The organism is Limnochorda sp. LNt (assembly GCF_035593265.1).
Lineage (GTDB): Bacteria > Bacillota > Limnochordia > Limnochordales > Geochordaceae > Geochorda > Geochorda subterranea.
Map to the genome: position 1 here is coordinate 780,229 of NZ_CP141614.1, position 24,906 is coordinate 805,134.

A 24,906-nucleotide genomic window follows, 5' to 3' on the forward strand; every position below is an offset into this window, starting at 1 on the left:
AGGCCGGAAGGGGCGGGCGATGGTGAGACGATACGCGCCGACTGCATGGGGGCTCTTGCTCGCGACCGTGGTCTGGTGGCTGGCCGCGGGGATGTCGGCCCGGGCTGGCCAGGCGTCCGGACCTCCTGGGCCCCCATCCGGCGCCACGGGCCGCTGGGTCCTGACGGGCACCGTCCACAACCCGTACGGCATCGGGATCCCGGGCGCCGAGGTGGAGTTGGCGGCCCTCGGCATGCGGGTTCAGGCCGACGCCGGCGGCCGGTTTCGGCTGGAGGGCCTCGGATCGCCGGGCAGCGTCCAGGTGTCGGTGCGCGGCACGGGCTACCTCCCTCGCACCTTCCCCGTGACCCTGGCGGCCGACCAGGAGCTGCGCCACGACTTCGAGCTGGCCATCGACGGGATCCACTTCCTGAGGGCCCTGGAGGACGTGCGGCTGCGCCTCTACCGCGAGGGGGGCTTCTCGCCCATCGCCTGGTGGGTGCCGCGGCTGGGGCTGGTGGTGCGCTACACCCGTCCGGAGCTGCGGGGCTCGCAGGATCGTCTCTTCGAGATGTTCTCGGCGGTCATCATCGCCAAGGAGATCATGGCTCCCTTCCCCTACCTCCACGACGGCGACGCCCAGCTCATCAGCGAGGCCGTCACCCCCAGCGAGCACCTGCTGCGCCGTTACCCCCGAGGCCCGCTCCTGGAGATGCTGGCCCGGGGCACTCCCGACATCGAGAGGGCCCTGACCTGGACCCAGGAGCATTACGAGTTCTACCGCAACGGGCAGGGCCAGGGGCGGGAGGTGCCCGGCTGGGCCCAGGTGCAACGCGCGCTGGATGCCGTCACCTCCGAGCTCTTCCGCGAGCCGGAGGCCGGCGGAGTCTACGTGCCCGGATACGGGCTGGTCTTCAACGCCCCGCGTGCCCCGCAGTTTCCGCCAGTCACCGCCTTGAGCGTGCTCAGCATGCTCCTGGCGCTGCGGGTGCCGATCCCCGAGGGCGACCGCATCTTCGTGCAGCTCGACGACGGCGAGGCGCTGTGGGCTCTCGAGGCGCCCATCCAGACCCTGCGCCGCCTGCTGGACAGCCAGCAAGAGCACGACCTGTACCTGGATCTGCCCAACCTGGAGGAGCTGCGCGTCTATCGCAACGGCATGCCGTGGGGGCGTTGAGCCCTCACGACTCCCGACATGCCTCCCTGGCCGCCACGATGAGGTCGGCCGGCGTGTCGGTCGGGACCGCGCACCCGGGCCCGATGATGAGACCGGGGCGACCGGCCCGGGCAATGGTCTCCCGCACCATGCGGCGCACCTCCGAGGGGGTGCGCCCCGTGAGCCCGATCTCGTCGATACCGACGACGAGCGCGGCGCGGGTGGCGGCGCGTGCCTGGGCCAGCGTCGGCGGGGAGTGGTGGACGGACCAGTTGAATGCATGGGCGGGGTAGCGCTCGAAGACGGGCTGCCAGCGCAGCCGGGTCCCGTGGAGATGGGCGACGTTGAAATAGAACTTGCCCTGGCGTGCGAGCTCCGCCACCGTCTCCATCACGGCGAGGTCGTAGGGGAGCACCCATTCCTCGAATTGAGACTCGCTCATCTCGTCTTCGCCGATCCCGTTGATGGAGTAGAAGATTCCGGCGGCTTCCGTCTCGGCCACGGCTTTGACGTAGGATTGCAGGGTCTCGGTAACGGATTCGAGGAAGTTCTTGAATGCCGTTGGGTGTCTCTCCCACAACGGCATCAGATGGTTTCGCAATGTGCGACGCGCGACGCCCAGCGGGTTGAAGACCGTTTCGATGAATGGAACGTCGGCCCCCAACCTGGCCCGGATCTCCCGCAGGCAACGCAATTGCTCGGCGAGCTCGGGCGCCTCCAAGGGGAATCGGGTGAAGCGACCGAGGGCCTCGACCGTCTCCACCTCCGTAACCCCCGGCGGCATCGGGTAACGATAGTCGCTCATCACCTTGAGCCAGTCGAGATCGTAGGCCTCGAAGAAGTCGACGTGGATGGCTGCCGTGCGATGGGCAGGAAGGTGTTGGGTGCCGAAGTGGAACCAAATGGAAAACAGCACGCCGACGCTGTCGTCGCCTGCCAGAGCCCGTCGCAGCCGCTCGGCTCGCGTCATGGCGGGACGCCTCCCCCTTGCTCTCGACCGGGTCGCCTGTGATATTCTCAATGAGTGACTGACAATCCTGGAATGCTGGAGTCCTGTGCCGGCCCGACATTTGGACTGTGGGAGCGGCGATCGATGCAGTATCGTCAGCTGACGAGTCAAGAGCCGCCTGCGGCGCTGGATGGGGCCGCGTATCGCGCGTTGAGCCCCCATGCCCAGACGGCCTTGCTCGCCTTGCTCTTCTCGCGAGCGAGTCTGCCGGCCCCGGAGCTGGCGGGCGCCGGTGCCGACCAGGTGGTCGCCCGGGTGGCGGCCCTGGTCGGAGGCAAGCCGGCGGCGCTGGCGGCCCTATGGGAGGCGAGGCGGGCGGGTCTCGCCGTGCTGGTGAGGGAGCGCCGCTACGATCTCTACCTGCTGCCCGACGAGAGCCGCCAGCTCCTGTGGAACATCGGGGCCCGCGACCTGAGGTCCCGCCGGCCGCCCATCACCTTCGTGGTCGAGACGGCCTTCGGGCAGGATCGCTTCGATACCGCCGGGGTCGAGGCCGCCAGCGCCCTCCTCTTCGACCTGGCGGCCGTCATCGCCTTCGTGCGGGCAGAGGAGGCGCCCCTGGGGCCTGGAGGGCACCTGCAGCGGCGGGCCCAGCACCGCCTCACCGAGTACCTCTCCCTCAAGGAGCCGCTGGCGCCCGATACCGGCCCCTTCGCCCCCGAGCCCCCGAGGATGGGCTTCTTGCTGGACCTGGCCAAGCGCATCGGCCTGGTGCAGGTGGCGCCAGGAGACGCCGAGTTCCTGCAGGAGGGCCCGCTGGCCGACGCATGGCTGCGGGCGGGACCTGGCCGCCGGCTCGCCCGGGCGATGGCCGGCTTCTGCGCCATGGCCGGGGGGTCCGAGGTCGATGCGCTCATCGCCCTGGATGCCTCCCGCTGGGTGGCGGCACCCGGGCGAGGCGTCTGGGTCAAGGGCTTCGCCGAAGCCATCAGTCACTTCGAGGATGAGCCATTCCCAGCCTATCGCCTGGTCTCGCTGATCAAGACGCTGCAGCGACTGGCCTGGATGGGGGCCGTCTTCATGTGGAGGGCCCGCTGGCACGAGCCTCCGCCCGAGTCGGGTGAGGCGGGCAACGTCTCGGTCAAGCCGGCGCCCAGCCAGCGCAGGGGGTTGCCCCCGCTATCCGACGTCGCCTTCGGCATCACCGCCATCGGGCGGGTGCTGTGGGATGCGCTCAGCGATCCACGTGCCATGCTGGAGGCGGCCCGCCTCGACGAGGATGCCGAGCCGGAGCTCCAGGCCGTCTCCGAGGGGGTGCGGCCCGGACGGCTGGGGGAGCTGGACGATGACCCGTCCGTCGACGGTCATGTGACGGCGGCGCCTGCGCCGGGCATCGCCATCGACCAGCGGCTGGCCCAGCTGTTGCCCGAGGACGAGACGCACGCTTTCATCCAGCCCAACTTCGAGATCCTGGCGCCACGCCACATGCGCCCGGACCGCCTGGCCCGGCTGATGGAGATCTCCGAGGTGGTACGCTCGGACCGGATGGTGCAGCTTCGTCTCGACGTGGACCGAGCGGCAGCCGCGGTGCGGTCGGGTCGGTGGGCGCCGGCCGAGGTGGTCGGGCTGCTGCGGGAGGCGGCTCGCCACGAGCTGCCACAAAACGTGCAGTTTACCCTGGTGGATGCCCTCAAGCCGCTGGGGCGGGTGCAGCTGATGGATGGCATCCTGGTGCGCACGGACGACGCCACGGTGGCTTCGGCCCTGCTCGACGGTGCCCGCGCCCGCGGCATCCCCATCGACCGGGTGGCCCCGGAGGCGCTCTGGATCGAGCGTCGCTACGTGGGCGCGCTGCTGGAGGCGGCCGAGCGCTCTGGGTATCCGGTCCGGCCCTGGGTCAAGGGCACCCGGGTGGCCTACCCGGCCCAGCGGGCCGACGAGGTGGGGCAGGCGCTGGAGAGCGCCGCCCGCCAGGCGGCCCGGGAGTCGGGCATCCTGGTGGAGCGGCGTCCGCCCCCCTCCCTTGCGCGGGGGCGGCGGGACCTTACGTTCGTCCCGCCTGGCAGCGAGGCCGACCTGCTCGGGGTGGCGGGCCGGGCTTCGAGGCTGCCCGCCTCCTGGGCGTCCCGGCGGGAGGAGTGACGTCCGTTGGGCTATCGTCCCGAAAACCCGGTCATCGTCCAGAGCAATCACGAGATCCTGCTGGAAGTGGACAATCCCCGCTACGAAGAGGCCCGGGACGCCCTGGCCCGCTTCGCGGAGCTGGAGAAGAGCCCGGAGCACATCCACACCTACCGGATCACGCCTCTGTCGCTGTGGAACGCGGCGGCCTCCGGACTGTCGGCCTCCGACGTGCTGAGCGTGCTGGAGCGGTACGGCAAGTTCGACGTGCCGCTGGCCATCGCGCAGGTCGTCCAGGAGTACATGGCGCGGTACGGGCTCGTCAAGCTGGTGCGCGGGGGTGGGGCGCCGGCCAACGGCAAGGCGACTCGCGGCGGAGCGCGCCGCCACGGGGCGGCTGCGGGCGGCCGGGACGGGCAAACCCTGCTGCTGACCAGCACCGACCCCGCCGTCATCGAGGAGATCGCCCACCACCCGCGCCTGGCACCCTACCTGCTCGGCCGCGTCGACCAGCGGACCCTGGCCGTCGACGGGCGGTACAGGGGCCACGTCAAGCAAGCCCTGGTCCACATCGGTTATCCCGTGGAGGACCTGGCGGGGTACGTCCAGGGAGCGGCGCTGGAGATGGCCTTGCGCCCCGTGACCCGCTCGGGACGCCCCTTCGCCCTGCGAGACTACCAGCGGCAGGCGGTCGACGCCTTTTGGGTGGAGGGCACGGAGCGGGGCGGCAACGGCGTGGTGGTGCTGCCCTGCGGCGCGGGCAAGACCATCGTCGGGCTCGGCGTCATGGCCCGGGCCCGCACCCAGACGCTGATCCTCTCCACCAACGTGACGGCGGTGCGCCAGTGGGTGGCCGAGATCCTGGACAAGACCACCCTCGGCGAAGAGGACGTGGGCGAGTACACCGGCGAGGCCAAGGAGGTGAAGCCGGTCACCGTCGCCACCTACCAGATCCTGACCCACCGCCGTGCCGGCGACGACGAGTACCCTCACTTCGCCCTCTTCAACAGCCGTGACTGGGGCCTCATCATCTATGACGAGGTGCACCTGCTGCCGGCCGACGTCTTTCGCATCACGGCCGAGATCCAGGCCCGCCGGAGGCTGGGGCTGACGGCGACGCTCATCCGGGAGGACGGCCGAGAGACCGACGTCTTCAGTCTCATCGGGCCCAAGCGCTTCGACGTGCCCTGGCGCGACCTGGAGAAGGCCCGCTGGATCGCCACGGCGGAGTGCTTCGAGCTGCGGGTGCCGCTGGACGAGTCGGTGCGCATGAGCTACGCGGTGGCCGAGGACCGCGAGAAGTTTCGCATCGCCTCCGAGAACCCCCGCAAGCTGGCGGTGGTCCGGGCCCTGTGCCGCTACCACCGCGGCGACCAGGTGCTCATCATCGGCCAGTACCTCGCTCAGCTCGAAGCCATCGCCTCGATGCTGGATGCCCCTCTCATCACCGGGCGCACGCCCAACGCCCGTCGCGAGGAGCTCTATGCGGCCTTCAAGGAGGGCCGGGTCCGATGCCTGGTCGTCTCCAAGGTGGCCAACTTCGCGGTGGACCTGCCGGACGCCAGCGTGGCCATCCAGGTCTCGGGCACCTTCGGCTCGCGGCAGGAGGAGGCCCAGCGGCTCGGCCGCATCCTGCGGCCCAAGGCCGGCGACAACGTGGCCCGCTTCTACTCCATCGTCACCGCGCCCAGCGCGGAGCAGCGCTTCGCGGCCAAGCGGCAACTCTTCCTGACGGAGCAGGGGTACCGCTACGCCATCTACTCCGCCGAGCGAGCCGTGGCGCTGCTCGAGGCGGGGCAGGGGCTCAGCGTGGACGGCGAGGCGCCCGCGCTGACCGGGATGGCCCCGGGGTCACCAGCCCTCCTCGAGGCCGACCGACAGTCGTAGGGAGGGTGAGCCTGCTCCGCCCGTCCCCAGGGCCGTCGCGTAGCGAAGCTGGACGTAGAGGCCGGCGAACCAGCCAGGCTCCAGCACCAGGGCGGCCTGGTCACGGGCCAGGGTTCGGTTCCAGATGGACGGGTAGAAGGCCGCGACCAGCGAGCCGTACCGGATGGCGATGCCGTTGAGGGCCTGGTCGAAGGGCGCCCCCTCCAGCGGGAGCCGGCGCAGCGTGTAGTAGACGCCGAGCAGGGGCCGACCGCTGCGGTACTCCTCGACCACCCCGCCCAGGCGGAAGTCCCACTCCGGCCGGGCGCCGAGCGTGCCCTGAAGGCTCCCGGCGAGCGACGCGACGCCCACCTCGCTGGGTTGCAGGGGCACCTTGACCCCGATCCCCCAGTCGAGGCCGATGGCGTCGACCTCCGTCAGGCCCCAGACGATCCCGGCCCGCCAGACGGGGTGGGGGCGTGGCTCCAGCAAGGCGTCCGCGGGGCGGGCCGCCCCCAGCACCACGACCGCGACCGCCGCCACCAAGAGTCCCGTTGCCCGTCGGTTGCCCACCATGACGTGCCCCCTCGAGGCCACCGGTTAGACGTGGGGCTGGCTATTCCTTCCTGACGGCCTGGCCCCGGGCCTCGCGCAGGCGGTCCAGGGTGCGGAGCACCTCCTCGGCATGCCCGTCCACTTTGACGGAGTCGAAGACGTGGGCCACTCGCCCCTCGGGGTCGATGAGGAAAGTGGTGCGCCGGGCGCTGGTGCCGCGCTCGTTGAGGACGTCGAGCCGCCGCGAGATGCTGCGATCGTGGTCGGAGATGAGCGGGAAGCGCAGCCCGCACGCATCGGCGAAGTGACGATGGGATGCCGCGCTGTCGACGCTGACCCCGACCACCTCGGCGTCGCGCGCCCGCAGCGCCTCCAGGATGGCGTCGAAGGCCTTGGCCTCCCGGGTGCAACCGGGGGTGTTGTCCTTGGGGTAGAAGTAGAGGACCAGCCACTTGCCCAGGAACTGCCGCGTCGACAGACGCGTGCCGGCCTGGGTGGGACCCGCCACCTCGGGCATCTGGTCGCCGGGCCCGACCGCTACGGCCACCGCCATCGACCTCTCTTTCCGACGGGTCGTGGGTCGACACGGGATATTCTGGCGCGGCGGCGCGGCGGCTTTCAAGGGATGGCCCGTCCGCCCTGCGAATCTCGCAAGGAGACGGCACGGGGCCCCAAGGGGTGCCGCCGTCACGGGGAGGGACGCATCGATGGATCTGGGACTGCAGGGTCGGGTGGCCGTGGTGGCAGCCGCCTCCGAGGGCCTGGGCTACGCCGCGGCGCGGGCGCTGGCGGCCGAGGGGGCGAGGCTGGCCATCTGCTCGCGGCGCGCCGACGCCATCGAGCGGGCGGCCCGCTCGATCGGGGAGGCCACCGGCGCCGAGGTGCTCGCCGTCACGGCGGACGTGAGTCGGGCCCAGGACGTGGCCCGCCTGGTGGAGGCCGTCGATCGCCGGTACGGCCAGGTCGACGTGCTGGTGACCAATGCGGGCGGGCCCCGTGTCGGGACCTTCTTCGAGTTGAGCGACGCCGACTGGCAGGCCGCCTTCGACCTGCTGGTGATGAGCGTGGTCCGCATGGTGCGGGGCTTCGTGCCCCTCATGCGCAAGACGGGGAGGGGCGGCTCCATCCTGGCGCTGACCTCCTACAGCCTCAAGGAGCCCATCTCGGGCCTCATGCTGAGCAACACCATGCGCGCGGCGCTGGCGGGGCTGCTCAAGACGCTGTCCCAGGAGCTCGGCGGGGAGGGCATCCGGGTCAACGTCATCGTCCAGGGCCGCTTCGACACGGAGCGGGTGCGGGAGTTGGACCGGATACGGGCGCAGCGGGAGGGCATCACGCCCGAGCAGGTGGTGCGCCGCTACGCCGACCAGATCGCCCTGCGCCGGTACGGGCATCCCGACGAGCTGGCGAGGGTCATCGCCTTCCTGGCCTCGGACGCGGCCAGCTACGTCACGGGCGCGGCGCTGACCATCGACGGCGGACTGGTCAAGGGCCTGCTCTGACCGACGCGTGGGCGGGCCCCGCCACCGCGGCGAGCGCCCGCCCCGTCTCGTCGCGCGTGCCGCGCGAGGCGGATCAGGCCCGCAGGTGCTCCAGCCCCTCGCGCCAGGGGTAGCGGAGCAGCAGATAGGCGACGAAGGCGATCCCCGCTACCAGCAGCAGAGCGAACAAGAGCAGAGGGGCCAGCTGAAGGCTGACCCGCCACATCTCCGGCTGAAGGTAGGGAGCGAGCGCGTCCATCCGCACCCCGTGCCGGGCCACGGCCAGCCCGGCGGCCATGACCGCCGTGCCCGCCACTGCGCCCGCCGCCCATCGAAGGGCACCGGGCCCGCCGGGCCGGGACCGGGCGGCTCGCTCCGCCAGGAGCCAGGCGCCGGCCATCACGACGCCACCGGCCACGGCGACGACCACTCCTGTCCGCACCAGCGGCACCGTCTCGACGACCGGCCCCAGGGCCACCCCGTACCAGGCCGAGGCCGCCGCCTGCAGGGCGACGGTGACGGCCAGGGCGCGGCCCACGGCCACCCGTACCCGGCCAGCGGGCTCGGGTGCGACGCGCGCCGCCACGTGCGCCACGGCCAGCACGTACGACAGGCCGACCAGCAGCAGGTGGAGCACCGCGTGCACGTAGCGGGGCCACATGGTCGGCTCGGACAGGTTGAGCGCCGTGCCCGACAGGTTGAAGAGCTCCCCGTACCGCTCCGGATGCGGGAAGAGGCTCATGTTGGTCACCAGCGCGAAAGCCGTCCAGACCAGGGCGCCCAGCGTCACCGCCAGGCCCCAGGCCGGGGCCCGGGGACCTCGGTTGCGGCGCAGGGCCCAGGCGTACAGGGCGTAGTAGCCCACGATCAGCACGGGCACCACGCTGATCCAGCTCCAGGCCACGAAGGTCGATGCCGTGTAGAAGAACGGCCCGTACAGCACCTGCACGAAGAGCAGGGGAGCCACCCCCGTCGTGATGGAGAAGGCCATGGCCACGGGCAGGGCCTGGGAGAGATGGGCGCCCAGCAGCCGGGCGGGCGCGGCCCTGAGCTCGTCGTGCGAGCGTCCCACCACGGCGCTGGCCAGGCCGATGGCCGTGCCCCCCAGGGTCACACCCACGAAGAGCGTGTGCAGCGTGTACGTCAGGACCAGCAGCGCCTGCAGCAGCCCGGGCGGCGCGGGGATCCCGATGGGATCGGGGCCGGGCAGCATGGCCGGCATCATCCTCCACATCTCCTCTCCCGGCAGGTTCATGAGATGGGCTCGCCGGGCAGCGGCGGTCGGCCCGCGGCCGACGGCGCCTCGGGCGGGTGGAGGGAGGCCAGCCACCGGGCCAGGGCGCGCCGCTCCTCGGGAGAGCCCATGAAGGGCGGCATGTAGGGCTTGAGCGTGTCGAGGTGGGCGAGCTGGAAGTCGAGGTAGGCCTCGCTCCAGCCCTTGACCAGGGGCTGCACGTCGTTGTAGCCGCCCAGCGAGTGGCAGATGGAGCACTGCAAGCGGAAGAGCTCCTGGCCGGCGGCAAGGTCCGCCGCCTGCGCGTGGGCCTGCTCGCCCGACACCGAGACGGACGCCGTCCGGGCCGGGTCGGCGAAGCGGGCGGAGGCCAGCACCCCTCGGGCGGCGAGTCCGGGTTGCTGCCAGACGTAGACGCCGTTGGAGTAGAGGTAGCCGTAGATGGTGTAGGGCTTGCGGATGCCCTCCCGCACCCACTCGGTGCCGCCCGTCGCGATGAGCCCCGCTGCCAGCAGCACGGCCGCCAGGGCGCCTGTGGCCGTCCGAGGGGACCGCAACGGCCCCAGCACACCGACGGCGAAGACGATGGCGGAGATGACCACGCTGCCGGCGAACATGAGGGAGACCGGCGCCGCTCCGCCCAGCACCAGCATCCGGGCCCCGACCGGCACCACCTGCAGGTACCAGATGGTCGTCAGCGGCAGCAGCAGCGCGCCGGGCACCAGCCACCACGAGGCGAACCGCACCACCCGGTCTCGGTCCGGCTGGGAGGCGATGCGGGTGGCCGTCGCCAGCCCCCACAAGCCGGCCAGGGCGGCGGCCGCGGCGCTCCGGCCCACCAGGCTCGGCCAGTAGCTGGGGTTGAAGAAGCCGTGCCAGAAGTCGCCCGTCTCGAGCCAGCGCCCCGGGGTCAACATGAAGCTGATGATGCCGTTGATGATGACCAGCGACATGAAGGCGCTGACGGCGTACGCCCAGCCGTAAAGCATGTGGGTCCGGGCGTCCACCCGGTGCCACGAGGCGACGTAGAGCAGCACCGCCGCGATCTCCGCGATGAAGAAGACCCACTCGATGGCCCACGCCCAGACGAAGGTGCGGATGAGCACGGATGTGGTGGGCGGACTGACCAGGCCGATGGTGAACCAGATGCCCACCCCCGTCAGGGCGCCGAAGACGGCGGTGAGCAGCAGGAAGAACCGGGAGTGAGCCTCGACGTACGCCAGCACCTCTTGCCGGCCCTCGCGGCGAGCCCACCGCTCCGCCAGCACCAGGTAAAGCCCGCCGCCCACCGCGAACATGGCCACGAAGACGTGCAAGATGGCGACGATGCCGACGGTGAGCGAGCCTCCCAGGCGAGGGATGGCCCAAAAGGGGTAGTTCACGGCGCACCCCCTCCTTGTTGCAAACGGGAACCTGTTAGTAAGGACAACCGCTTGCACCACTACCGTAGCCGGGGACGGGGTTGCCGGAGAGGGGAGGAAGTGCGGGACGGTAGTCTGTGAGAATTGTCTGAACCGGATCACGCGCTTCCGGCGAGGAAGGTAGGGTCTAGACCCAACGTTCGAGGGTCCGGGGGCCCTCGGCGAACCCGGCCGCCCGTATCCACGCCAGGCGCCCGCGGTCGTGGGGGACGGGGATCCCCTGGACGGTGCGAACGATGAGCCGACGCCCGGGAAAGGCCATCCCCGCCACGCGCACCGCCGCCTCCAGAGCCTGGCCCAGCGCCTCGGGGCACGCGCCAGGGTCGTGCCACAGCCCGCCCGAGGCCGGACGCAAAAGCAGGATGGGCTGGGGGCCGACCCCGGCGACCAGGCCCGTGGGAGGCCCCGCCGGCCACCACGCAGGGGGATGCCCGGCCCAGCCGACCGTCACCGCGGGGTCCACGCTCGCGGTGGCCCACCCGCGGGCCGGCGGGCCGCCGGCGTCGTCCGCCCCCGAGCGCAAAGCCTCGGCGTCGGCTTCGCGGGCGAACTGCTCGCCATCGAGGCCCTCCACCGCGTAGACGCGCTGGATCCGACCTTGCGCCTCCATGGTCTCCAGCGCCTGGGCGACGTGGGACCAGGGCACCGGGATCCCCTCGGCTGCCGCCACGCTCCGGCTGACGATCCCGTACCGCGCCAGCAGGGCCTCGGCCCAGGCCTCGGCCCGCTGGGCCGGGGCGCCAGGGTCGTGACCGGCGAGGTAGAAGCGCACCAGGCCGACGTCGGGCTTGGCCACGACGCGACGGGAGAGGGCACGGCGTGCCGCACGCCGCACCGCCCGGGCGGGGCGGCGGTACGCCCCCGGTGGCGAGCCGACGGCAACCGGCACGTCACGCCTGGGGGCCCGAGCGGCGGCTTCGAGCAGCTCCAAGGACTCGGCTCCCGCGAGGCCGGCGCGTACCAGCTCCAGGAGAGCTCGGGCGGCGGCTTCCAGGTCGAGCCCGGCCTGGCTGGCGACCTCCCACCCGAACCAGCTGCCTCCTCGCTGCAGGAGCGCCAGGACGGCGCGGGCCTCGGCGGAGAGCTGGGGCTCGGAGACGGCAGGGCCGGCCAGGTACGTGGCGGACGCCTGAGCCCGAGGGAAGAGGGTCACCCGGGGCTCCCGCTGGTCCTCCCCGGCGGTCGCCACGACGGCCCATCCGATCTGGCCCGAAGCGATGGCCCGGGCCAGATCGGGGCGCGGGTCTCGACCGAGGCGGGCCGCCAGCATGGCCACCCAGTCCGACCACCGGGCCCGCACGCCCGCCAGAGTGGAGAGTCGCCGGGTGAGGAGCTGCGTCCCCGTGTCGGTCTCGGGGCGCTCACGCGAACGCACCACGCCGTGACGTCGCAGGACGAACGCCTGGTAGCGGGAGATGGGGAGAGGGGCGGCCTCGGCGCGGGCCCGTTGGAGCGTGCGCCTGCGGGCCTCAAGCAAGCCCGCCACCGCCACGTAGACGGGCGCCTCGCCGGCCCGGAGGGTGGCCCGCAACACGAGACCTCGAGCCTCCAGCACCCCCAGGGCGCCTCGCGCCACCGGGAGCGGGACGTCGTAGCGCTCGGCCACCTCCTCCACGCGCCAGGGGCCCGGCCGCGATGGCAACCGGTGAGAGAGGAGGGCGGCGAGGGCATCCACCCGCTGCTGCAGCTCCTCCGACTCCAGGGCCTCGAGGGCAGGGGCCAGCAGGGCATGGACCCACAAGGCACCCCGGCGCAGCGCGCGTCCCTGCCGCACGAGCGCCTCCATCCAGGCCTGCCACGGAGCCTCCGAGCCGAGGGCCTCCTCCAGCTCGCGGTCGCGGATGTCGCCGGCGAAGCGCAGCCAGTCCTCCAGCCGCTCGATCCCGTCGGGGGGCCGAGCGCCCAGCCACGCCGGGAACCGATGGCGCTCGGCCACCTCCTGCAGGGCCCGGGCGTCCACCAGGTGCTCCAGGGTCCCGGCGGCAGCCGCCTGCCGGAGCAGCTCCTCGGGCGCGCCCATCAGCAGCGTCGGGCGGGCCTGAGCCTTGGGCGCGTCGGGCCTGTAGAGGTAGGATTGCGTGAACGCGGCCAGCATGGCCGCCGCGAGAGGAGACGGGACGCGGCGCTCCACCACCCGCCCCTCGATCTCGCCCCGCTGCAGGCCCCGCACGAGCCGCGCCATGGTCGCCACGTCGAGGTCCTCCGTGGCCGCCTCGCGGATGGCCTCCTGCAGCAAGACGCCCGCGGCCCCTGTCCGCGTCGCCTGGTCCAGCAGATCGGCGGCCCTGAGGCGCTGCAGCCACAAGGGTTGGCGGCGCGCCCGGTGGCTGCGCGGGATGAGCAGGGCCCGGGTCGCCGCCTCCCGAAACCGCTGGGCCACCAGGTGGCTCGTGGGCAGCCACGCCTGCACGAGCGCCGTGGGGTCCTGGCCTCCGAGGCGGCAGAGCTCGTCGGGGTCCACGTCCGCCTCCGCGGGGAGTCGCACCATCAACCCGTCATCGGCCGCGACCGTATCGGGGGTCAGCCCCCGGGCCCGGAGGTATCCTTCGATGGCCACGGCCCAGGCCCGGTGGACGGCCCGGCCCCAGGGGCTGTGCAGGACGATGCGCCGGTCGCCCAACTCGTCGGGAAAGGTCTCGACCACGACCCGGCGGTCCGTGGGGAGCGTGCCGCATGCTCTCCACTGGCGGACCAGCAGGCGGGCCAGAGCGTCGGCAGCCGGCTCATCCAGGCAGGCGTGCTCGCGCAGCCACCCCCGCAGCTCCGAGATCGCTCCATCGTCGGAGGGGCAGGCCTCCAGGCGCTCGCTCATCCGCTCCAGCGTCTCCCCGACCCAGCGCCCGAGGTGAGTGGAGCGGCCCGGCGCGTCCCCCCGCCAAAACGGCAGCAGGGCGGGTCCCTCGTGAGGGGCGGGGCTGACCACGACCCGGTCGGGCTTGATGGCCTCGATGCGCCACGTGCCCATGCCGAGCCAGAAGACGTCGCCCCGGCGGCTCTCGTAGGTGAACTCCTCGTCCAGCTCGCCGAGTTTGACGTCGGTACCCTGCAGGTAGACGGGATACAGCCCCCGGTCCGGGATGGTGCCGGCGCCCGCGTAGAGCACCGTCAGGGCTCCCTCGGCGCTACGGATGCGCCCGCGCTGGCGATCCCAACGCACACGGGGCCGCCAACGCCCGTCGGGGAGCTCGCCGGCTGCCAGGGCCAGGACCTCTCGAAACATTTCCCGGGAAAGGTCCGAGAATGCGGCCGTCCGGCGGACCAGTCGGAGCAGGGCATCCTCGTCCCACTCCTGGACCGCGGCGGCCCCGACCACGAACTGCACCAGCACATCGAGCCCGCCCGACAGCGGCCGGGTGGGCTCGATGTCGCCGGCGGCCATGGCACGGGCGGCGGCCGAGGCCTCCAGCAGGTCGGCGGGGTGCGTGGCCAGCAGGATGCCCCGACGGGTGCCCGTGACGGCATGGCCGGAGCGACCCAGCCGCTGCAGTCCCTGGGCCACCTGCTTGGGCGCCTGGACCTGGACGACCAGATCGACGGCTCCCACGTCGATGCCCAGCTCGAGGGTGGAGGTGGCCACCACGGCCTTGATCTCACCGGACTTGAGCGCTTCCTCCACGTAGAGGCGGGCGGGCCGCGCCATGCTGCCGTGGTGGGTGAGGACGAGGCGACGTCCGGCCAGATCGTTGACGAGGTGCGTGAGGCGCTCCGCCAGGCGGCGGTTGTTGACGAAGACCAGGGTGGTGCGGTGGGCCTCGATGAGCTCCAGGAGCCGCCGCGCTACCGACGGCCAGACCGACCCCTCCTCCTCCGGCAGTCCGAGGCCGGGCACGCTCACCTCGAGGGCCAGGGGCTTGCGGCCGCCTGCCTCGAGCACCCGCACCCCTTCTGCGCGGGCACCGCCGAGCCAGAGAGCGGCGGCCTCCGGCGGCTCGATGGTGGCCGACAGCCCCACGCGCTGGGCCCGGTCGCCCGCCAGGTGGTCCCTCAGCTCCAGGCTGAGCGCCAGGAGCACGCCTCGCTTGCTCGGGGCCAGCGCGTGCACCTCGTCGACGATGACCCGGCGCGCCCGAAGCAGGGTGGGGCGCGTCGCCGGCGACAGGAGCAACAAGAAGAAGGACTCCGGGGTCGTGACCAGGACATGCGGGGGGCGGCGCGCCATGGCCCGGCGCTGCCGGGCAGGGGTGTCAGCGGTGCGCACCCCGACCTCGATGCCGGGCCACGGCTGGCCCCGGTCACGGGCGAGGGCGGCCATCTCGGTCAGGGGCTGTTGCAGCGTGCGGTGGATGTCGTGGCTCAGGGCCCGCAGGGGCGAGACGTAGACGGTGTGGACGCGCGGGCAGTCCTCTCGCGGCGTGCGCAGCAGCTCGTCGAGCGTCACCAGGAAGGCCGCCAGCGTCTTGCCGGACCCGGTCGGGGCCGACAGCACCACGTCATGCCCCGACCGGATGGCAGGCCACCCGAGCCGCTGCACCGGGGTCGGCGGTCCCCACCGCCGCGTGAAACTCTCCGCGACGAGGGGGTCGAAGGCTGCCAGGGGATCGTCACGCAGCGGACGAAGGCGCCTCCCAGTGGACCCGGCACTCCTCGACGGCGCGTTGCAGCTCCGCCGCGAGGCTGGCCACGTCGTCGCCCTGCACCCGGCAGACCAGGTGGGCCTGGCCCGGGGGAGCCGGCGTGGTGACGACGCTGTGGATGTTGAGGCCGTAGCTGGCGATGACCGAGGCGATCCGCGCCAGCACCCCTGGCCGGTCGGCGCAGTCGATCTCCAGGCGTGAGCCCGGCTTGCGCACACCCAACAGGTCGACGAAGGCGTCGAAGATGTCGGTCTCGGTGATGATGCCGACGAGCCGGCCCTCCTCGACGACGGGCAGTCCGCCGATCTTGTGCTCCCGCATCAAGAGGGCGGCCTGCTCGATGGGTGAGTCGGGCGTCACCGTGATGACCCGCCGGGTCATGGCCTCCTGGACCGTCAGCTTGTCGAGGAGGTACCGCAGCTCGTAGACGCTGAGCGTGGTGGCGGGCGATGCCGAGACCCTCATCAGGTCCAGCAGCGTCACGATGCCCACCACCTGCCCCTCCTGCAGCACCGGCAGCCGGCGAATCTTGCGCCCCTCCATGAGACGCAGCGCCTCGGCCACCGGGGTGCTGGGCTCCACCGTGATGGGATTGAGGGTCATCTTGTCACGCACACGCATGGCGTGGCCTCCCCCTCCGTCTCGGCGCGATGTCACCAGCCGGTGCCGGGGCCCGTGGGGCTCGCCGGGGGCGCCGTCGCGGGCCCCTGACTCAGCGGCCCGGCAACAGATGCCGCTCCAGAAAGTCCGCCGTGAGGCGATACGCCCGCTGGAGGTTGGCTCGTCGGGTGAAGCCGTGCCCCTCGTCCTCGAAGACCACGTAATCGACGGGACGGCCCAGGGCCCTCAGGCGCTCGACCATCTGGTCCGACTCGGCCTTGACCACACGCGGGTCGTTTTGGCCCTGAATGACCAGCAGGGGCGCCCGCACCTGGTCGACGTACGTGATAGGGGAGCGCTCCAGCAGCATCTCGCGGTCCTCGTCGGGGTCCCCCACCCAGCGCTTCATGAATCGCTGCCACGTCGGGGGCACGCTCCTGACGAAGGTGACCAGGTTGCTGGGGCCGACGATATCGACGGCTGCCGCCCAGTACTGCGGCAGGCGGGTCACGGCGGACAGCGTGGCGAACCCGCCGAAGCTCCCGCCGAAGATGGCCAGGCGGCGGCGGTCGACCCACGGCAGGCTCTGCAGGTAGCGAGCCGCGGCCTCGATGTCCCGCAGCTCGCCGCCGCCCCAGTCCCGGTGGATGAGGCGCTGGTAGCTGATCCCGTACCCGGTGGAGCCGCGGATGTTGGGCGCCAGGATGCCGATGCCCCGGTGGAGCAGGTACTGGTAGAGAGGATGATAGGCGGGCCGCTCCTGCGCCTCGGGCCCCCCGTGGATGGAGAGGGCGACCGGCGCCGGGGCGCCCGGCGAGGCCCCCCGTGGGCGATAGAGCCACGCCGGGATCTGCCGACCGTCGAAGGTGGGGAACGTCACCAGCTCCGGGGCCGCCAGGGCCTCCTCGGGGATGCCCCCCAGCATGCTGGAGGTGATCCGGGTGACCCGGCCGTCGGCGAGCCGCAGCGTGTAGAGCTCGGCCGCCCGGCGGGGGGTGGCCAGGAGCAGCGCCGCGTGGCTCCCGTCCGGCGAGAAGCGGACGGAGGCCAGCACGCCTTCCGGCACCGGAGGCTCGGTCACCACCCGGCCCGAGGGCACCTCGACGAGACGCAGGCGACTGATGCCGCCCTCGTTGACCGAGACCAGCGCCACCTGCCCGTCGGGAGCCAGCTCCACGTTTTCGACGTCCCACTCGGGCGTGTAGATCCACTCGAGGACGCCCGGGCGGTCGGGCCGGACGATGGCCAGTCCCGAGAACTCCCGATCGCGGTTGCTCACCACCAAAAACCCGCTGCCGTCGGGCAGCCACCGTTCGGGGAAGTGGACGGCCTCTCCCTCGTGGGGCGTCACGTTGCGGTGCGAGCCATCCGTCAGATCCAGCACGTAGACGTCCTGGTCGGTGTTGGCGTGGAAGGCGACCACCGTCAGGCGGCGGCCATCGGGGGCCCACGCGACGGGCACCAGGTACTCGCCGGTGGAGAGGACCAGGCGAGGCTCCCCGTCGGGGAGCTCGCGGACGAAGACGTCCACCTCGGTGGGCGTGCGCTGGTTGCCGGCGTACGCGATGCGCCGCCCATCGGGTGAGAAGGCCCCGGCACCCATCTCGTAGCGGACGTCTTCCCGGGACGTCAACTGCCGCGGCCAGCCGCCCCGCACGTCGAGCTCGAAGAGTTGCCAGAACTCGTTGCCGTCGCGATCGGCCAGGAAGACGATCCGGTCGCTTTGGGGGTGCGCCGCGGCCATGCGCACCGTCCGGTCCTCGAAGAGGGTCAGCTGATCCGGCCAGCCGCCCTCCACCGGGATGCGCCAGAGGTTGAACTGCCCCGAGATGTCGGTCGAGACGTAGACGTGCCGACCGTCGGGGCTGAAGGCCAGGGCGCCCGGCTGATGGCGCCGCACGGCGAAGAACTGCTCGAACGCGTACCGACCCGTGGTGGCCTCAGCCCGCTCTCGCCCGGTCACGCTCACCGCCTCCTCCTGTCTCCCTCTGCATCTCGTGTTCGCCGTGACGGCGCCCCATCCCTGGAGGTCGGGATACGGCTGGCCAGTGCCATGGCGCCCACCACCAAGCCTGCCCTCGCGGCCTCGAGCAGGGCGCCCCCGACGGGCTCCCAGGTCCGGCGCTCCCGGGACGGGACTACAGCTGGGAGAGCTCCAGCGGCGTCCACGGGAGCAGGCTGAACCGCCGGGCTCCCCCGCTGACCACCGGATCGTCGAGCACGAGCCGCCTTGCCTCGTCCACGGAGTCGACCCGGTAGACGACCATCCCCCCGCTGCCATCGCCGAAGGGCCCGGCCATCACGACCTTGCCCTCCCGGTGCAAGCGTCCGATGTACTCCAGGTGGGCGGGTCGCAGCCGCCGGTTGGCCTCGGGGTCGACGATCCACAACAGTGCGACCACGTGCTCCATGACGGGCGGAGCGCCTCCTTTCCCTCTGCCGCGGGCTCAGGGCGCGGCGCTGAGTACCAGGCGGTCGTCGAGGGCCGATTCCCCGCACGCCCGACGGAAGGCTTCCATCAGATCCGCCACGTCCATGCCCCGCCGGGCCTCCCCCGCCAGGTCCAGCACGATGCGACCCTCGTGCATGAGCAGGGTCCGGTCTCCGACGGTGAGGGCGTGGCGCAGGTTGTGGGTCACCATGAGGGTGGTCAGCCCCTGCCGGGCCACCACCTGCCGGGTCAGCTCGAGCACCGTCTCCGCCGCCCGAGGGTCCAGGGCGGCGGTGTGCTCGTCCAGCAGCAGGAGCTTGGGGGCGCGCACCGTGGCCATCAAGACCGTCAGGGCTTGACGCTGGCCGCCCGAGAGATGCGAGACGGGCGTCTCCAGCCGGTGCTCCAGCCCCATGCCGAGGGTCGCGAGCGCCTCCGTGATGGCCGCTCGCCGCGCGCGGGTGAGCGCCGGGGCCAGGCCGCGCCGGATGCCTCGGGTCATGGCCAGCACCATGTTCTCCTCGATGGTCAGCGACCCGGCGGTGCCGGCTCGGGGATCCTGGAAGACCCGCCCGATGAAGGCCGCCCGTCGGTGCTCCGGCCAGCCCGTCACGTCCTGGCCGTCGACGTGGACCTGACCGGCGTCGGGCATGACGGTCCCGGCCACCACGTTGAGCAGCGTCGACTTGCCGGCGCCGTTGCTGCCCACCACCGTGACGAACTCGCCGGCACGCAACACCAGCGAGACCCCGTCGAGGGCCGGGCGGCCATCGACCGCGCCGCCCTCCCTGAAGGTCTTGGTGATCCCGCTCAGCCGCAGCATGGCCACGGGAGCCGGCCCTCCTTCACGGCGGGGGCGGGCGCCGGTGGCCCGCCGACAGGAGCCCGTGCGCTGCCAGCCATCGCCCAAAACCCCCGCCCGGCCGTTGCACCGGGACGCCGGCTCGCAGCCGATCGCGGGCGAAGCCGGGGACGGCCAGGGCGATGGCCACCACCGCAGCCGTCGCCAGCTTGAGGTCGCCGGGGTCCAGCCCCAGTTGGAGGGCGGCGGCGATGGCGGCCCGGTACGCGAGACTGCCCGTGACGGCCGCTGCCAGCCGCCAGGCCAGGCCACGAGGTCGGACGATGGCCTCGCCCAGGATGACCGACGCCAGCCCGGCCACGATGGTGCCGACGCCCATGTTGACGTCCGCGAAACCCTGGTACTGCGCGGCCAATGCTCCCGACAGCGCCACGAGGCCGTTGGAGATAGCCAACCCCACGGTCCGGGCCCGGCCCACCTCCACGCCGGCGCTGGAGGCCATCGCCTCGTTGTCGCCGGCGGCCCGCAGGGCCAGCCCCATCTCCGTGCGCAGCCACCACAGCAGCCCCCCAGCCACCAGTGCGACCGCGGCTGCGAAGACCACGAGTGGTGCCCAATCGAAAGGGATGCCGAGACGCCCGGCGTCCTCCATCAGGGTCGGCAGCCTCAGCAGCGGGACGTTGGGACGACCCATGACACGCAGGTTGACCGAGAACAGGGCGGTCATGGTGAGGATGCCCGCCAGCAAGGCCGGCACCCGCAGGCGGGCATGGAGCCAGCCCGTGGCGCCTCCCGCCGCTGCCCCGGCGGCTACCGCCACCAGCGTGGCGGGAAGCGCCGGGAAGCCCGCGGCGATGAGGGTGGCCGCGACCGCGCCGCCCAGGGGGAAGCTCCCATCGACGGTCAGGTCCGGCACCGCCAGGATGCGGAAGGAGAGGAAAACCCCCATCGCCATGATGCCGTAGAGCAGGCCCTGCTGGAACACCATCTGGAGCATGGCGGCGTCGATCAGCGGATCACCTCCGCCGCCGACTCGATCAGCTCCGCCGGCACGGTGACGCCCATGCGACGGGCGGCCTGGAGGTTGATGACGAGGCGCGCCTCCTGCTGGAACTGGATGGGCATCTCGGCCGGCGACGCCCCTCGCAGCACCTCGGCGGCCATGCGGCCGGTCTGGCGCCCCAGCTCGTAGTAGTCGATGGCGACGCTGGCCAACCCCCCGCGCCGCACGCTGTCGCCCTCACCCACGATGAGCGGCTTGCGTGCCTCCTCGGCCACCTTGACCACCGACTCCAGAGCGCTCACCACCGTATTGTCGGTGAAGACGTAGTAGGCGTCGACCCGCCGGGCGATGGACTGGGCCGCCGTCATCACCTCCGTGCTGGAGGCGGCGCTGGCCTCGACGATCTCGAGACCGAGCTCGGCGGCGGCCTGACGGGTGAGGCGGGCCTGCACCTGGGAGTTGACCTCGCCGGGGTTGTAGACGACCCCGACCCGCCGGGCCGAGGGCACCAGCTGCCGCAGGAGGCGGAGCTGGGCTGCGACGGGCGTCATGTCGGATGTGCCCGTCACATTGGTGCCGGGCCGTTCGAGACTCTCCACCAGGCGGGCGGCCACCGGGTCGGTCACCGCCGTGATGAGGATGGGGATGCTGCGGGTGGCCTGGGCGGCCGCCTGAGCCGCTGGGGTCGCGATGGCCAGGATCAGGTCGACCCCGTCGGCGACGAAGCGCTGGGCGATGGCCTGGGCGATGGCCAGGTCGCCCTGGGCGCTGCGGACGTCGTAGCGGACCGTGGAGCCCTCCACGTAGCCGAGCTCGGCCAGGGCGTCGACGAACCCCTGGCGCGCCGCGTCCAGGGAAGGGTGCTCCACGATCTGGACGATGCCGATGCGGGGCAGCGGGCCCGAGGGCGCCGCCTCCACGTCGGCCGATCCCGCCAGGGCCAGGCCGAGGACGAGGAAGGTGAAAGCCCGCGCAGCGAACCGAAGATGACGTGACACGAAGGCGGACCTCCTTCGCTGAGTCGCGGAGATTGGGTGGCGCTTGCGCCTTTGAAGCGCATAGATTGACGGTCTCGGAGAGAAATCCTCCTGACGAGATGGGATCTGTCACCGTCCTGGCGGCCCGCATGGTGGCCGCCCAGGCACTGGCCCGGCGGGCACTGGCTCGATGGGAGGCTCGGGCCCAGTCCATCCCCGACCCGGAGGCGCGGCGCCAGGCGCTGGGCAGCTTGCGTCACAAGGCCTTTCACAGCCTGGGTGCCGCCGTCTACGCCGCGGCCGTGCCCGGTCCGCACTTCGCTCGGATGGTGGAGTTTTGCGTCGCCTACCAGACGCTGAGCGACTACCTCGACAGTCTCGTGGATCGTGGCCGTCCACTGGACGGACGCCACCGGCGCCGACTCCACCAGGCCATGGTCGTGGCGTTGCAGGGGGGCGCCCCGGCCAACGGCCTGGCCGAGACACCGTGGGACGACGGGGGTTACCTGGTCCGATTGGTGACCACCTGCCAGCGCGTCCTGGCCGCCATGGGCGTCGACGAGGCATCCCGAGCACCGGCGCGCCACCTGGCGCTGGCCTATGCGCGGATGCAGGCACGCAAGCACGCCGAGCCGGGCAGCCGCCGGCGGCTGACCGCCAGGTGGGCGACGCGCCTGGGGCAGGCAACCGGCCGGCTGCCGCCGGCGGCCGGGATGGCCTGGTGGGAGATCGCCGCGGCGGCCGGCTCGACCCTGGGCATCTTCGCCTTGGTGGCGGCAGGGAGCCGCCGCCTCCCCTCCGAGGACCTCGAGGCGACGCTGACGGCGTACTTCCCCTGGATCCAGGCGTGGCACATCCTGCTGGACTACGCCATCGACGAGGCCGAGGACCGCGAGGGCGGCGAACTCAACTTCGCCGCCTGCTACCCCCGCCCGCCGGTCGCGCTCGAGCGCCTGGCCGGCGTCTTCCGGCGGGCCCGTGAGGCCGCACTCGTGCTGTGGGAGCCGTCCTTCCACCGCCTGGTCGTGGCGGGCATGGGGGCCCTCTACCTGACGGACCCCAAGGCGGCCCACCTGGGCGCCCTGTTGGAGCGCCTGCAGGTCATGGAGCCGTGGGTGGCGGTGCTGCGACCCATCCTGCGATGGTGGCACGTCCGGCATCCGGCCCCCGCCCAGGTGGCCGCCTTCCATCCCGTGCGGCCGCCGACGCCCGCTCGGGCCACGCCCGGCACGGCACGTGCCCGCGCGGCAGGAGCGGTCGCCCTCGCCGACGAAACGGCCGGCTCAAATCCTTCGGGGTAACGGACAGGTGGTCTGGCCGATGGAGAGCCCGGTGCCGTCACTCTCCCGCCGGAGCCGGGAGATCCCTGCCTTCCTGGCGATGGACGTCCTCGATCGGGCGAGGGCGCTGGAGCGGCAGGGGCGGCGCATCATCCACCTCGAGGTGGGCGACCCCGACTTTCCCACGCCGCCGCCCATCGTCGAGGCCGGGCGCAGGGCCCTGGCGGAGGGACACACGCACTACACCGAGAGCATGGGCATCCGCCCCCTGCGAGAGGCCATCGCACGCCACTATCACCGCCGCTACGGCGTCGACGTCTCGCCCGAGCGCGTGCTGGTGACGAGCGGGACGTCGCCCGCCCTGGCCATGGTGATGCAGGCCATCCTGGATCCCGGCGACGAGGCCCTCGTGCCGGACCCCGGCTATGCGTGCTACGCCAACTTCGTGCGGGCGGCGGGCGGCGTGCCGGTCGCGGTCGATGCCGGGCCCGCCTCGGGCTATCGGCTGACGGTGGAGGCGCTGGAGGCGGCGCGCACGCCCCGCACGCGAGCGGTCCTGGTCAACTCCCCGTCCAACCCCACTGGCGTCGTCTACGGGCCCGAAGCCCTGCAGCCGCTGGTCGAGTGGGCAGAGCGGCACGGCATCTGGCTCATCTCCGACGAGATCTACCACGGGCTGTCGGAGACGGGTCCCGAGCCCAGCGCGCTGGAGTACGGACCGAGGGCCGTGGTCGTCGACGGCTGCTCCAAGCGTTACGCCATGACGGGGTGGCGGCTGGGCTGGTGCGTGGCGCCGGTCGAGCTGGTACGACCCCTGCAGAAGCTTCAGCAGAACCTAATGGTCTGCGCCCCCGCCGCCAGTCAGGCGGCGGCCGTCGCGGCGCTGACGGAGGGCGAGCCCTACGTGGCGGCCATGGCACGGGCCTATGCGGAGCGTCGCCGCATCCTGACCCGGGGGCTCGAGGCGCTGGGGCTACCCGTCGCCGGCCGGCCGCAGGGTGCCTTCTACGTGCTGGCCGACGTGCGCCGCATCACGAGCGACTCGGTCGGGCTCGCCTTCGAGCTGCTGGAGCGGACGGGAGTCGCTCTGACGCCCGGCGTCGACTTCGGCCAGCGGGGCGAGGGGCATCTGCGGCTGTCGTGTGCGGCCTCGCCCCAGGCCATCCAGGAGGGCTTGCGCCTGCTGGGGGAGTGGCTGCGGCAGCGGGGCGAGAGGCCCGCGGCCGGGTGACGTCCCCTCAGCGGGACGGCAGGAGGGGAAGGGGATCCACCGTCTTGCCGTCGATCTTGATGCGGAAGTCGAGGTGTGGCCCGGTCGAGCGTCCGGTCGACCCGGACCAGGCGATGACCTCCCCGCGGGCGACGGCCTGCCCTGCGCGTACCCCGACCCGGCTCAGATGGCCGTACAGGCTCTGGACGCCGCCCCCGTGGTCGATGACGACCCCGTAGCCGAAGCCGTCCATCCACCCGGCCTGCAGCACGACCCCGGGGGCCGCCGCTTTGACGGGCGTGCCGGAGGGCACCGCGATGTCGAGACCCTCGTGGAACTCCCGCGCCGAGCCGCCGAAGGGATTGGCCCGCCACCCGTACTCGGAGGTGATGGGGCCCGTCACGGGCCAGTCGAAGCTGACCCCGGCGCCCGAGCCCGCCACGGTGGGACGGCTGGGAAGCCAGAGGAGCTGGCCGGGCCGCAAGGCCCGGGGGTCCATGATGGCGTTGATCCGCTGCAGCGCCTCGTAGGAGATGCCGAAACGCCGGGCGACGGACCAGAGGGTGTCGCCCGGCTGCACCCGGTAGCGTCCCCACTCGACGACGGTGCCGCCGATGCCCGCACGCGGCACCAAAAGACGCTGACCGACCCGGATGGTGTCGCCGCCCAGGCCGTTGAGCCGCACCAGCGTATCGACGGTGGTACCGTAGAGCCGGGCGATGCCCGACAGGGTGTCGCCCGGTTGGACCGGATACCACCACGTCGTGGCCAGGATCCGTGCGACGGTGGTAGCGTCGGCCTGGCCGGTGGCCCGCAGGCCCGCCTGTGCCTGGAAGCGGGAGACGGCGGATGCCGTCTCGGCGCCGTAGATGCCATCGAGCGAGACGTCGTAGCCGAGGCTGAACAGGAGCCGCTGCAGCGCCAGCGCGCCCTGGCCCCGGGCGCCCCTCGGCGGAGGCGAGGTCTGGACGCCGCGCACCCAGGCGGGGTACTCATCGGCTCGGGGCGAGAGGATGGCCGGGGCGGCGGCCAGCGCCTCGGGCCCCGGGGGAGGCGCGACGACGCCCAGCAACAGACCCACCGCCAGCCCTGTCAGCCATGCCAGCAGGCCTGGCCAGCCCAACGAGAAGGGGCGGCGCTGGCCCGCCCTCGAGGACGGGGTGATTTCCCAACCGGCGTCGTGATGCTCGCTCACCTGGCGGTGGCACCCTCCACAGGCCGGCACCGCTGGCGCGGGATGGTAGCCGGCGGCGCGTCTGGCAGTATG

The 24,906-nt window shown here is 72.4% G+C and carries 19 protein-coding genes; 6 read left to right on the forward strand and 13 right to left on the reverse strand.

Annotation, left to right across the window (positions count from 1 at the left end; genetic code table 11):
- The first annotated feature begins 19 nt into the window (after positions 1-19).
- Positions 20-1,156: a carboxypeptidase-like regulatory domain-containing protein gene (locus tag VLY81_RS03675; RefSeq protein WP_324669672.1), complete on the forward strand. Its 1,137-nt coding sequence runs from the start codon at positions 20-22 to the stop codon at positions 1,154-1,156.
- A gap of 4 nt (positions 1,157-1,160) precedes the next feature.
- On the opposite strand, the gene VLY81_RS03680 is transcribed toward VLY81_RS03675, so the two are convergent.
- A complete protein-coding gene (locus tag VLY81_RS03680; protein WP_324669673.1) occupies positions 1,161-2,105 on the reverse strand; it encodes a uroporphyrinogen decarboxylase family protein in 945 nt (314 codons plus the stop codon).
- Positions 2,106-2,228: 123 nt separating this feature from the next.
- Between VLY81_RS03680 and VLY81_RS03685 the strand changes: the two genes are divergently transcribed.
- Positions 2,229-4,226, forward strand: a complete 1,998-nt coding sequence (locus VLY81_RS03685; protein WP_324669674.1) for a helicase-associated domain-containing protein — start codon at positions 2,229-2,231, stop codon at positions 4,224-4,226.
- 6 nt (positions 4,227-4,232) lie between these two features.
- On the forward strand, positions 4,233-6,092 hold the full coding sequence (locus tag VLY81_RS03690) for a DNA repair helicase XPB (protein WP_324669676.1): 1,860 nt from the start codon (positions 4,233-4,235) through the stop codon (positions 6,090-6,092).
- Here VLY81_RS03690 and VLY81_RS03695 read toward each other — a convergent pair.
- Both VLY81_RS03695 and VLY81_RS03700 read right to left on the reverse strand, forming a co-directional pair.
- Positions 6,057-6,647, reverse strand: coding sequence for a hypothetical protein (locus tag VLY81_RS03695; protein ID WP_324669678.1), 591 nt, complete (start codon positions 6,645-6,647; stop codon positions 6,057-6,059). The genes VLY81_RS03690 and VLY81_RS03695 overlap by 36 nt on opposite strands.
- Positions 6,648-6,687: 40 nt before the next feature.
- On the reverse strand, positions 6,688-7,173 hold the full coding sequence (locus tag VLY81_RS03700) for a peroxiredoxin (protein ID WP_324669680.1): 486 nt from the start codon (positions 7,171-7,173) through the stop codon (positions 6,688-6,690).
- A 160-nt stretch (positions 7,174-7,333) separates the two neighbouring features.
- Between VLY81_RS03700 and VLY81_RS03705 the strand changes: the two genes are divergently transcribed.
- Complete coding sequence (locus tag VLY81_RS03705) at positions 7,334-8,128, forward strand: SDR family oxidoreductase (protein ID WP_324669682.1); 795 nt, start codon at positions 7,334-7,336, stop codon at positions 8,126-8,128.
- Between the two features lie 73 nt (positions 8,129-8,201).
- Here the strand turns inward: VLY81_RS03705 and VLY81_RS03710 are convergent, their stop codons facing one another.
- The 9 genes from VLY81_RS03710 to VLY81_RS03750 form a co-directional block, all read right to left on the reverse strand.
- On the reverse strand, positions 8,202-9,362 hold the full coding sequence (locus tag VLY81_RS03710; protein ID WP_324669683.1) for a hypothetical protein: 1,161 nt from the start codon (positions 9,360-9,362) through the stop codon (positions 8,202-8,204).
- Positions 9,359-10,723 (reverse strand): cytochrome c, encoded by a 1,365-nt coding sequence (locus VLY81_RS03715; RefSeq protein ID WP_324669684.1) that lies wholly within the window; start codon positions 10,721-10,723, stop codon positions 9,359-9,361. The genes VLY81_RS03710 and VLY81_RS03715 overlap by 4 nt, the downstream gene beginning before the upstream one ends.
- 166 nt (positions 10,724-10,889) lie before the next feature.
- Positions 10,890-15,233 (reverse strand): DEAD/DEAH box helicase, encoded by a 4,344-nt coding sequence (locus VLY81_RS03720; RefSeq protein ID WP_324669685.1) that lies wholly within the window; start codon positions 15,231-15,233, stop codon positions 10,890-10,892.
- Between the two features lie 70 nt (positions 15,234-15,303).
- Positions 15,304-15,957, reverse strand: a complete 654-nt coding sequence (locus VLY81_RS03725) for a CBS and ACT domain-containing protein (protein WP_324669686.1) — start codon at positions 15,955-15,957, stop codon at positions 15,304-15,306.
- Between the two features lie 91 nt (positions 15,958-16,048).
- Entirely contained in the window at positions 16,049-17,905 is a 1,857-nt protein-coding gene (locus VLY81_RS03730; protein ID WP_324669687.1) for a S9 family peptidase, read from the reverse strand.
- Positions 17,906-18,074: 169 nt separating this feature from the next.
- On the reverse strand, positions 18,075-18,347 hold the full coding sequence (locus VLY81_RS03735; protein ID WP_324669688.1) for a YciI family protein: 273 nt from the start codon (positions 18,345-18,347) through the stop codon (positions 18,075-18,077).
- Between the two features lie 36 nt (positions 18,348-18,383).
- On the reverse strand, positions 18,384-19,190 hold the full coding sequence (locus VLY81_RS03740; RefSeq protein ID WP_324670333.1) for an ABC transporter ATP-binding protein: 807 nt from the start codon (positions 19,188-19,190) through the stop codon (positions 18,384-18,386).
- Between the two features lie 22 nt (positions 19,191-19,212).
- Positions 19,213-20,166 carry an ABC transporter permease gene (locus VLY81_RS03745; protein ID WP_324669689.1) on the reverse strand — a complete coding sequence of 318 codons (954 nt, stop codon included), beginning with the start codon at positions 20,164-20,166 and terminating at the stop codon, positions 19,213-19,215.
- 11 nt (positions 20,167-20,177) lie between these two features.
- Complete coding sequence (locus VLY81_RS03750; protein WP_324669690.1) at positions 20,178-21,170, reverse strand: ABC transporter substrate-binding protein; 993 nt, start codon at positions 21,168-21,170, stop codon at positions 20,178-20,180.
- A 98-nt stretch (positions 21,171-21,268) separates the two neighbouring features.
- Here VLY81_RS03750 and VLY81_RS03755 point away from each other — a divergent pair, with 98 nt between their 5' ends.
- Together VLY81_RS03755 and VLY81_RS03760 are read left to right on the forward strand one after the other, a co-directional pair.
- Positions 21,269-22,450 carry a DUF2600 family protein gene (locus VLY81_RS03755; RefSeq protein ID WP_324669691.1) on the forward strand — a complete coding sequence of 394 codons (1,182 nt, stop codon included), beginning with the start codon at positions 21,269-21,271 and terminating at the stop codon, positions 22,448-22,450.
- A gap of 19 nt (positions 22,451-22,469) precedes the next feature.
- Complete coding sequence (locus tag VLY81_RS03760) at positions 22,470-23,660, forward strand: pyridoxal phosphate-dependent aminotransferase (protein ID WP_324669692.1); 1,191 nt, start codon at positions 22,470-22,472, stop codon at positions 23,658-23,660.
- A gap of 7 nt (positions 23,661-23,667) precedes the next feature.
- Here the strand turns inward: VLY81_RS03760 and VLY81_RS03765 are convergent, their stop codons facing one another.
- Positions 23,668-24,834 (reverse strand): peptidoglycan DD-metalloendopeptidase family protein, encoded by a 1,167-nt coding sequence (locus tag VLY81_RS03765; protein WP_324669693.1) that lies wholly within the window; start codon positions 24,832-24,834, stop codon positions 23,668-23,670.
- Between the last annotated feature and the right edge of the window lie 72 nt (positions 24,835-24,906).

Coding starts and splice junctions, on each gene's coding strand:
- VLY81_RS03675 (WP_324669672.1), top strand. CDS start 20: ATGGTGAGACGATACGCGCCGACTGCATGGGGGCTCTTGCTCGCGACC.
- VLY81_RS03680 (WP_324669673.1), bottom strand. CDS start 2,105: ATGACGCGAGCCGAGCGGCTGCGACGGGCTCTGGCAGGCGACGACAGC.
- VLY81_RS03685 (WP_324669674.1), top strand. CDS start 2,229: ATGCAGTATCGTCAGCTGACGAGTCAAGAGCCGCCTGCGGCGCTGGAT.
- VLY81_RS03695 (WP_324669678.1), bottom strand. CDS start 6,647: ATGGTGGGCAACCGACGGGCAACGGGACTCTTGGTGGCGGCGGTCGCG.
- VLY81_RS03705 (WP_324669682.1), top strand. CDS start 7,334: ATGGATCTGGGACTGCAGGGTCGGGTGGCCGTGGTGGCAGCCGCCTCC.
- VLY81_RS03710 (WP_324669683.1), bottom strand. CDS start 9,362: ATGAACCTGCCGGGAGAGGAGATGTGGAGGATGATGCCGGCCATGCTG.
- VLY81_RS03725 (WP_324669686.1), bottom strand. CDS start 15,957: ATGCGTGTGCGTGACAAGATGACCCTCAATCCCATCACGGTGGAGCCC.
- VLY81_RS03735 (WP_324669688.1), bottom strand. CDS start 18,347: ATGGAGCACGTGGTCGCACTGTTGTGGATCGTCGACCCCGAGGCCAAC.
- VLY81_RS03740 (WP_324670333.1), bottom strand. CDS start 19,190: ATGCTGCGGCTGAGCGGGATCACCAAGACCTTCAGGGAGGGCGGCGCG.
- VLY81_RS03745 (WP_324669689.1), bottom strand. CDS start 20,166: ATGCTCCAGATGGTGTTCCAGCAGGGCCTGCTCTACGGCATCATGGCG.
- VLY81_RS03755 (WP_324669691.1), top strand. CDS start 21,269: ATGGGATCTGTCACCGTCCTGGCGGCCCGCATGGTGGCCGCCCAGGCA.
- VLY81_RS03760 (WP_324669692.1), top strand. CDS start 22,470: ATGGAGAGCCCGGTGCCGTCACTCTCCCGCCGGAGCCGGGAGATCCCT.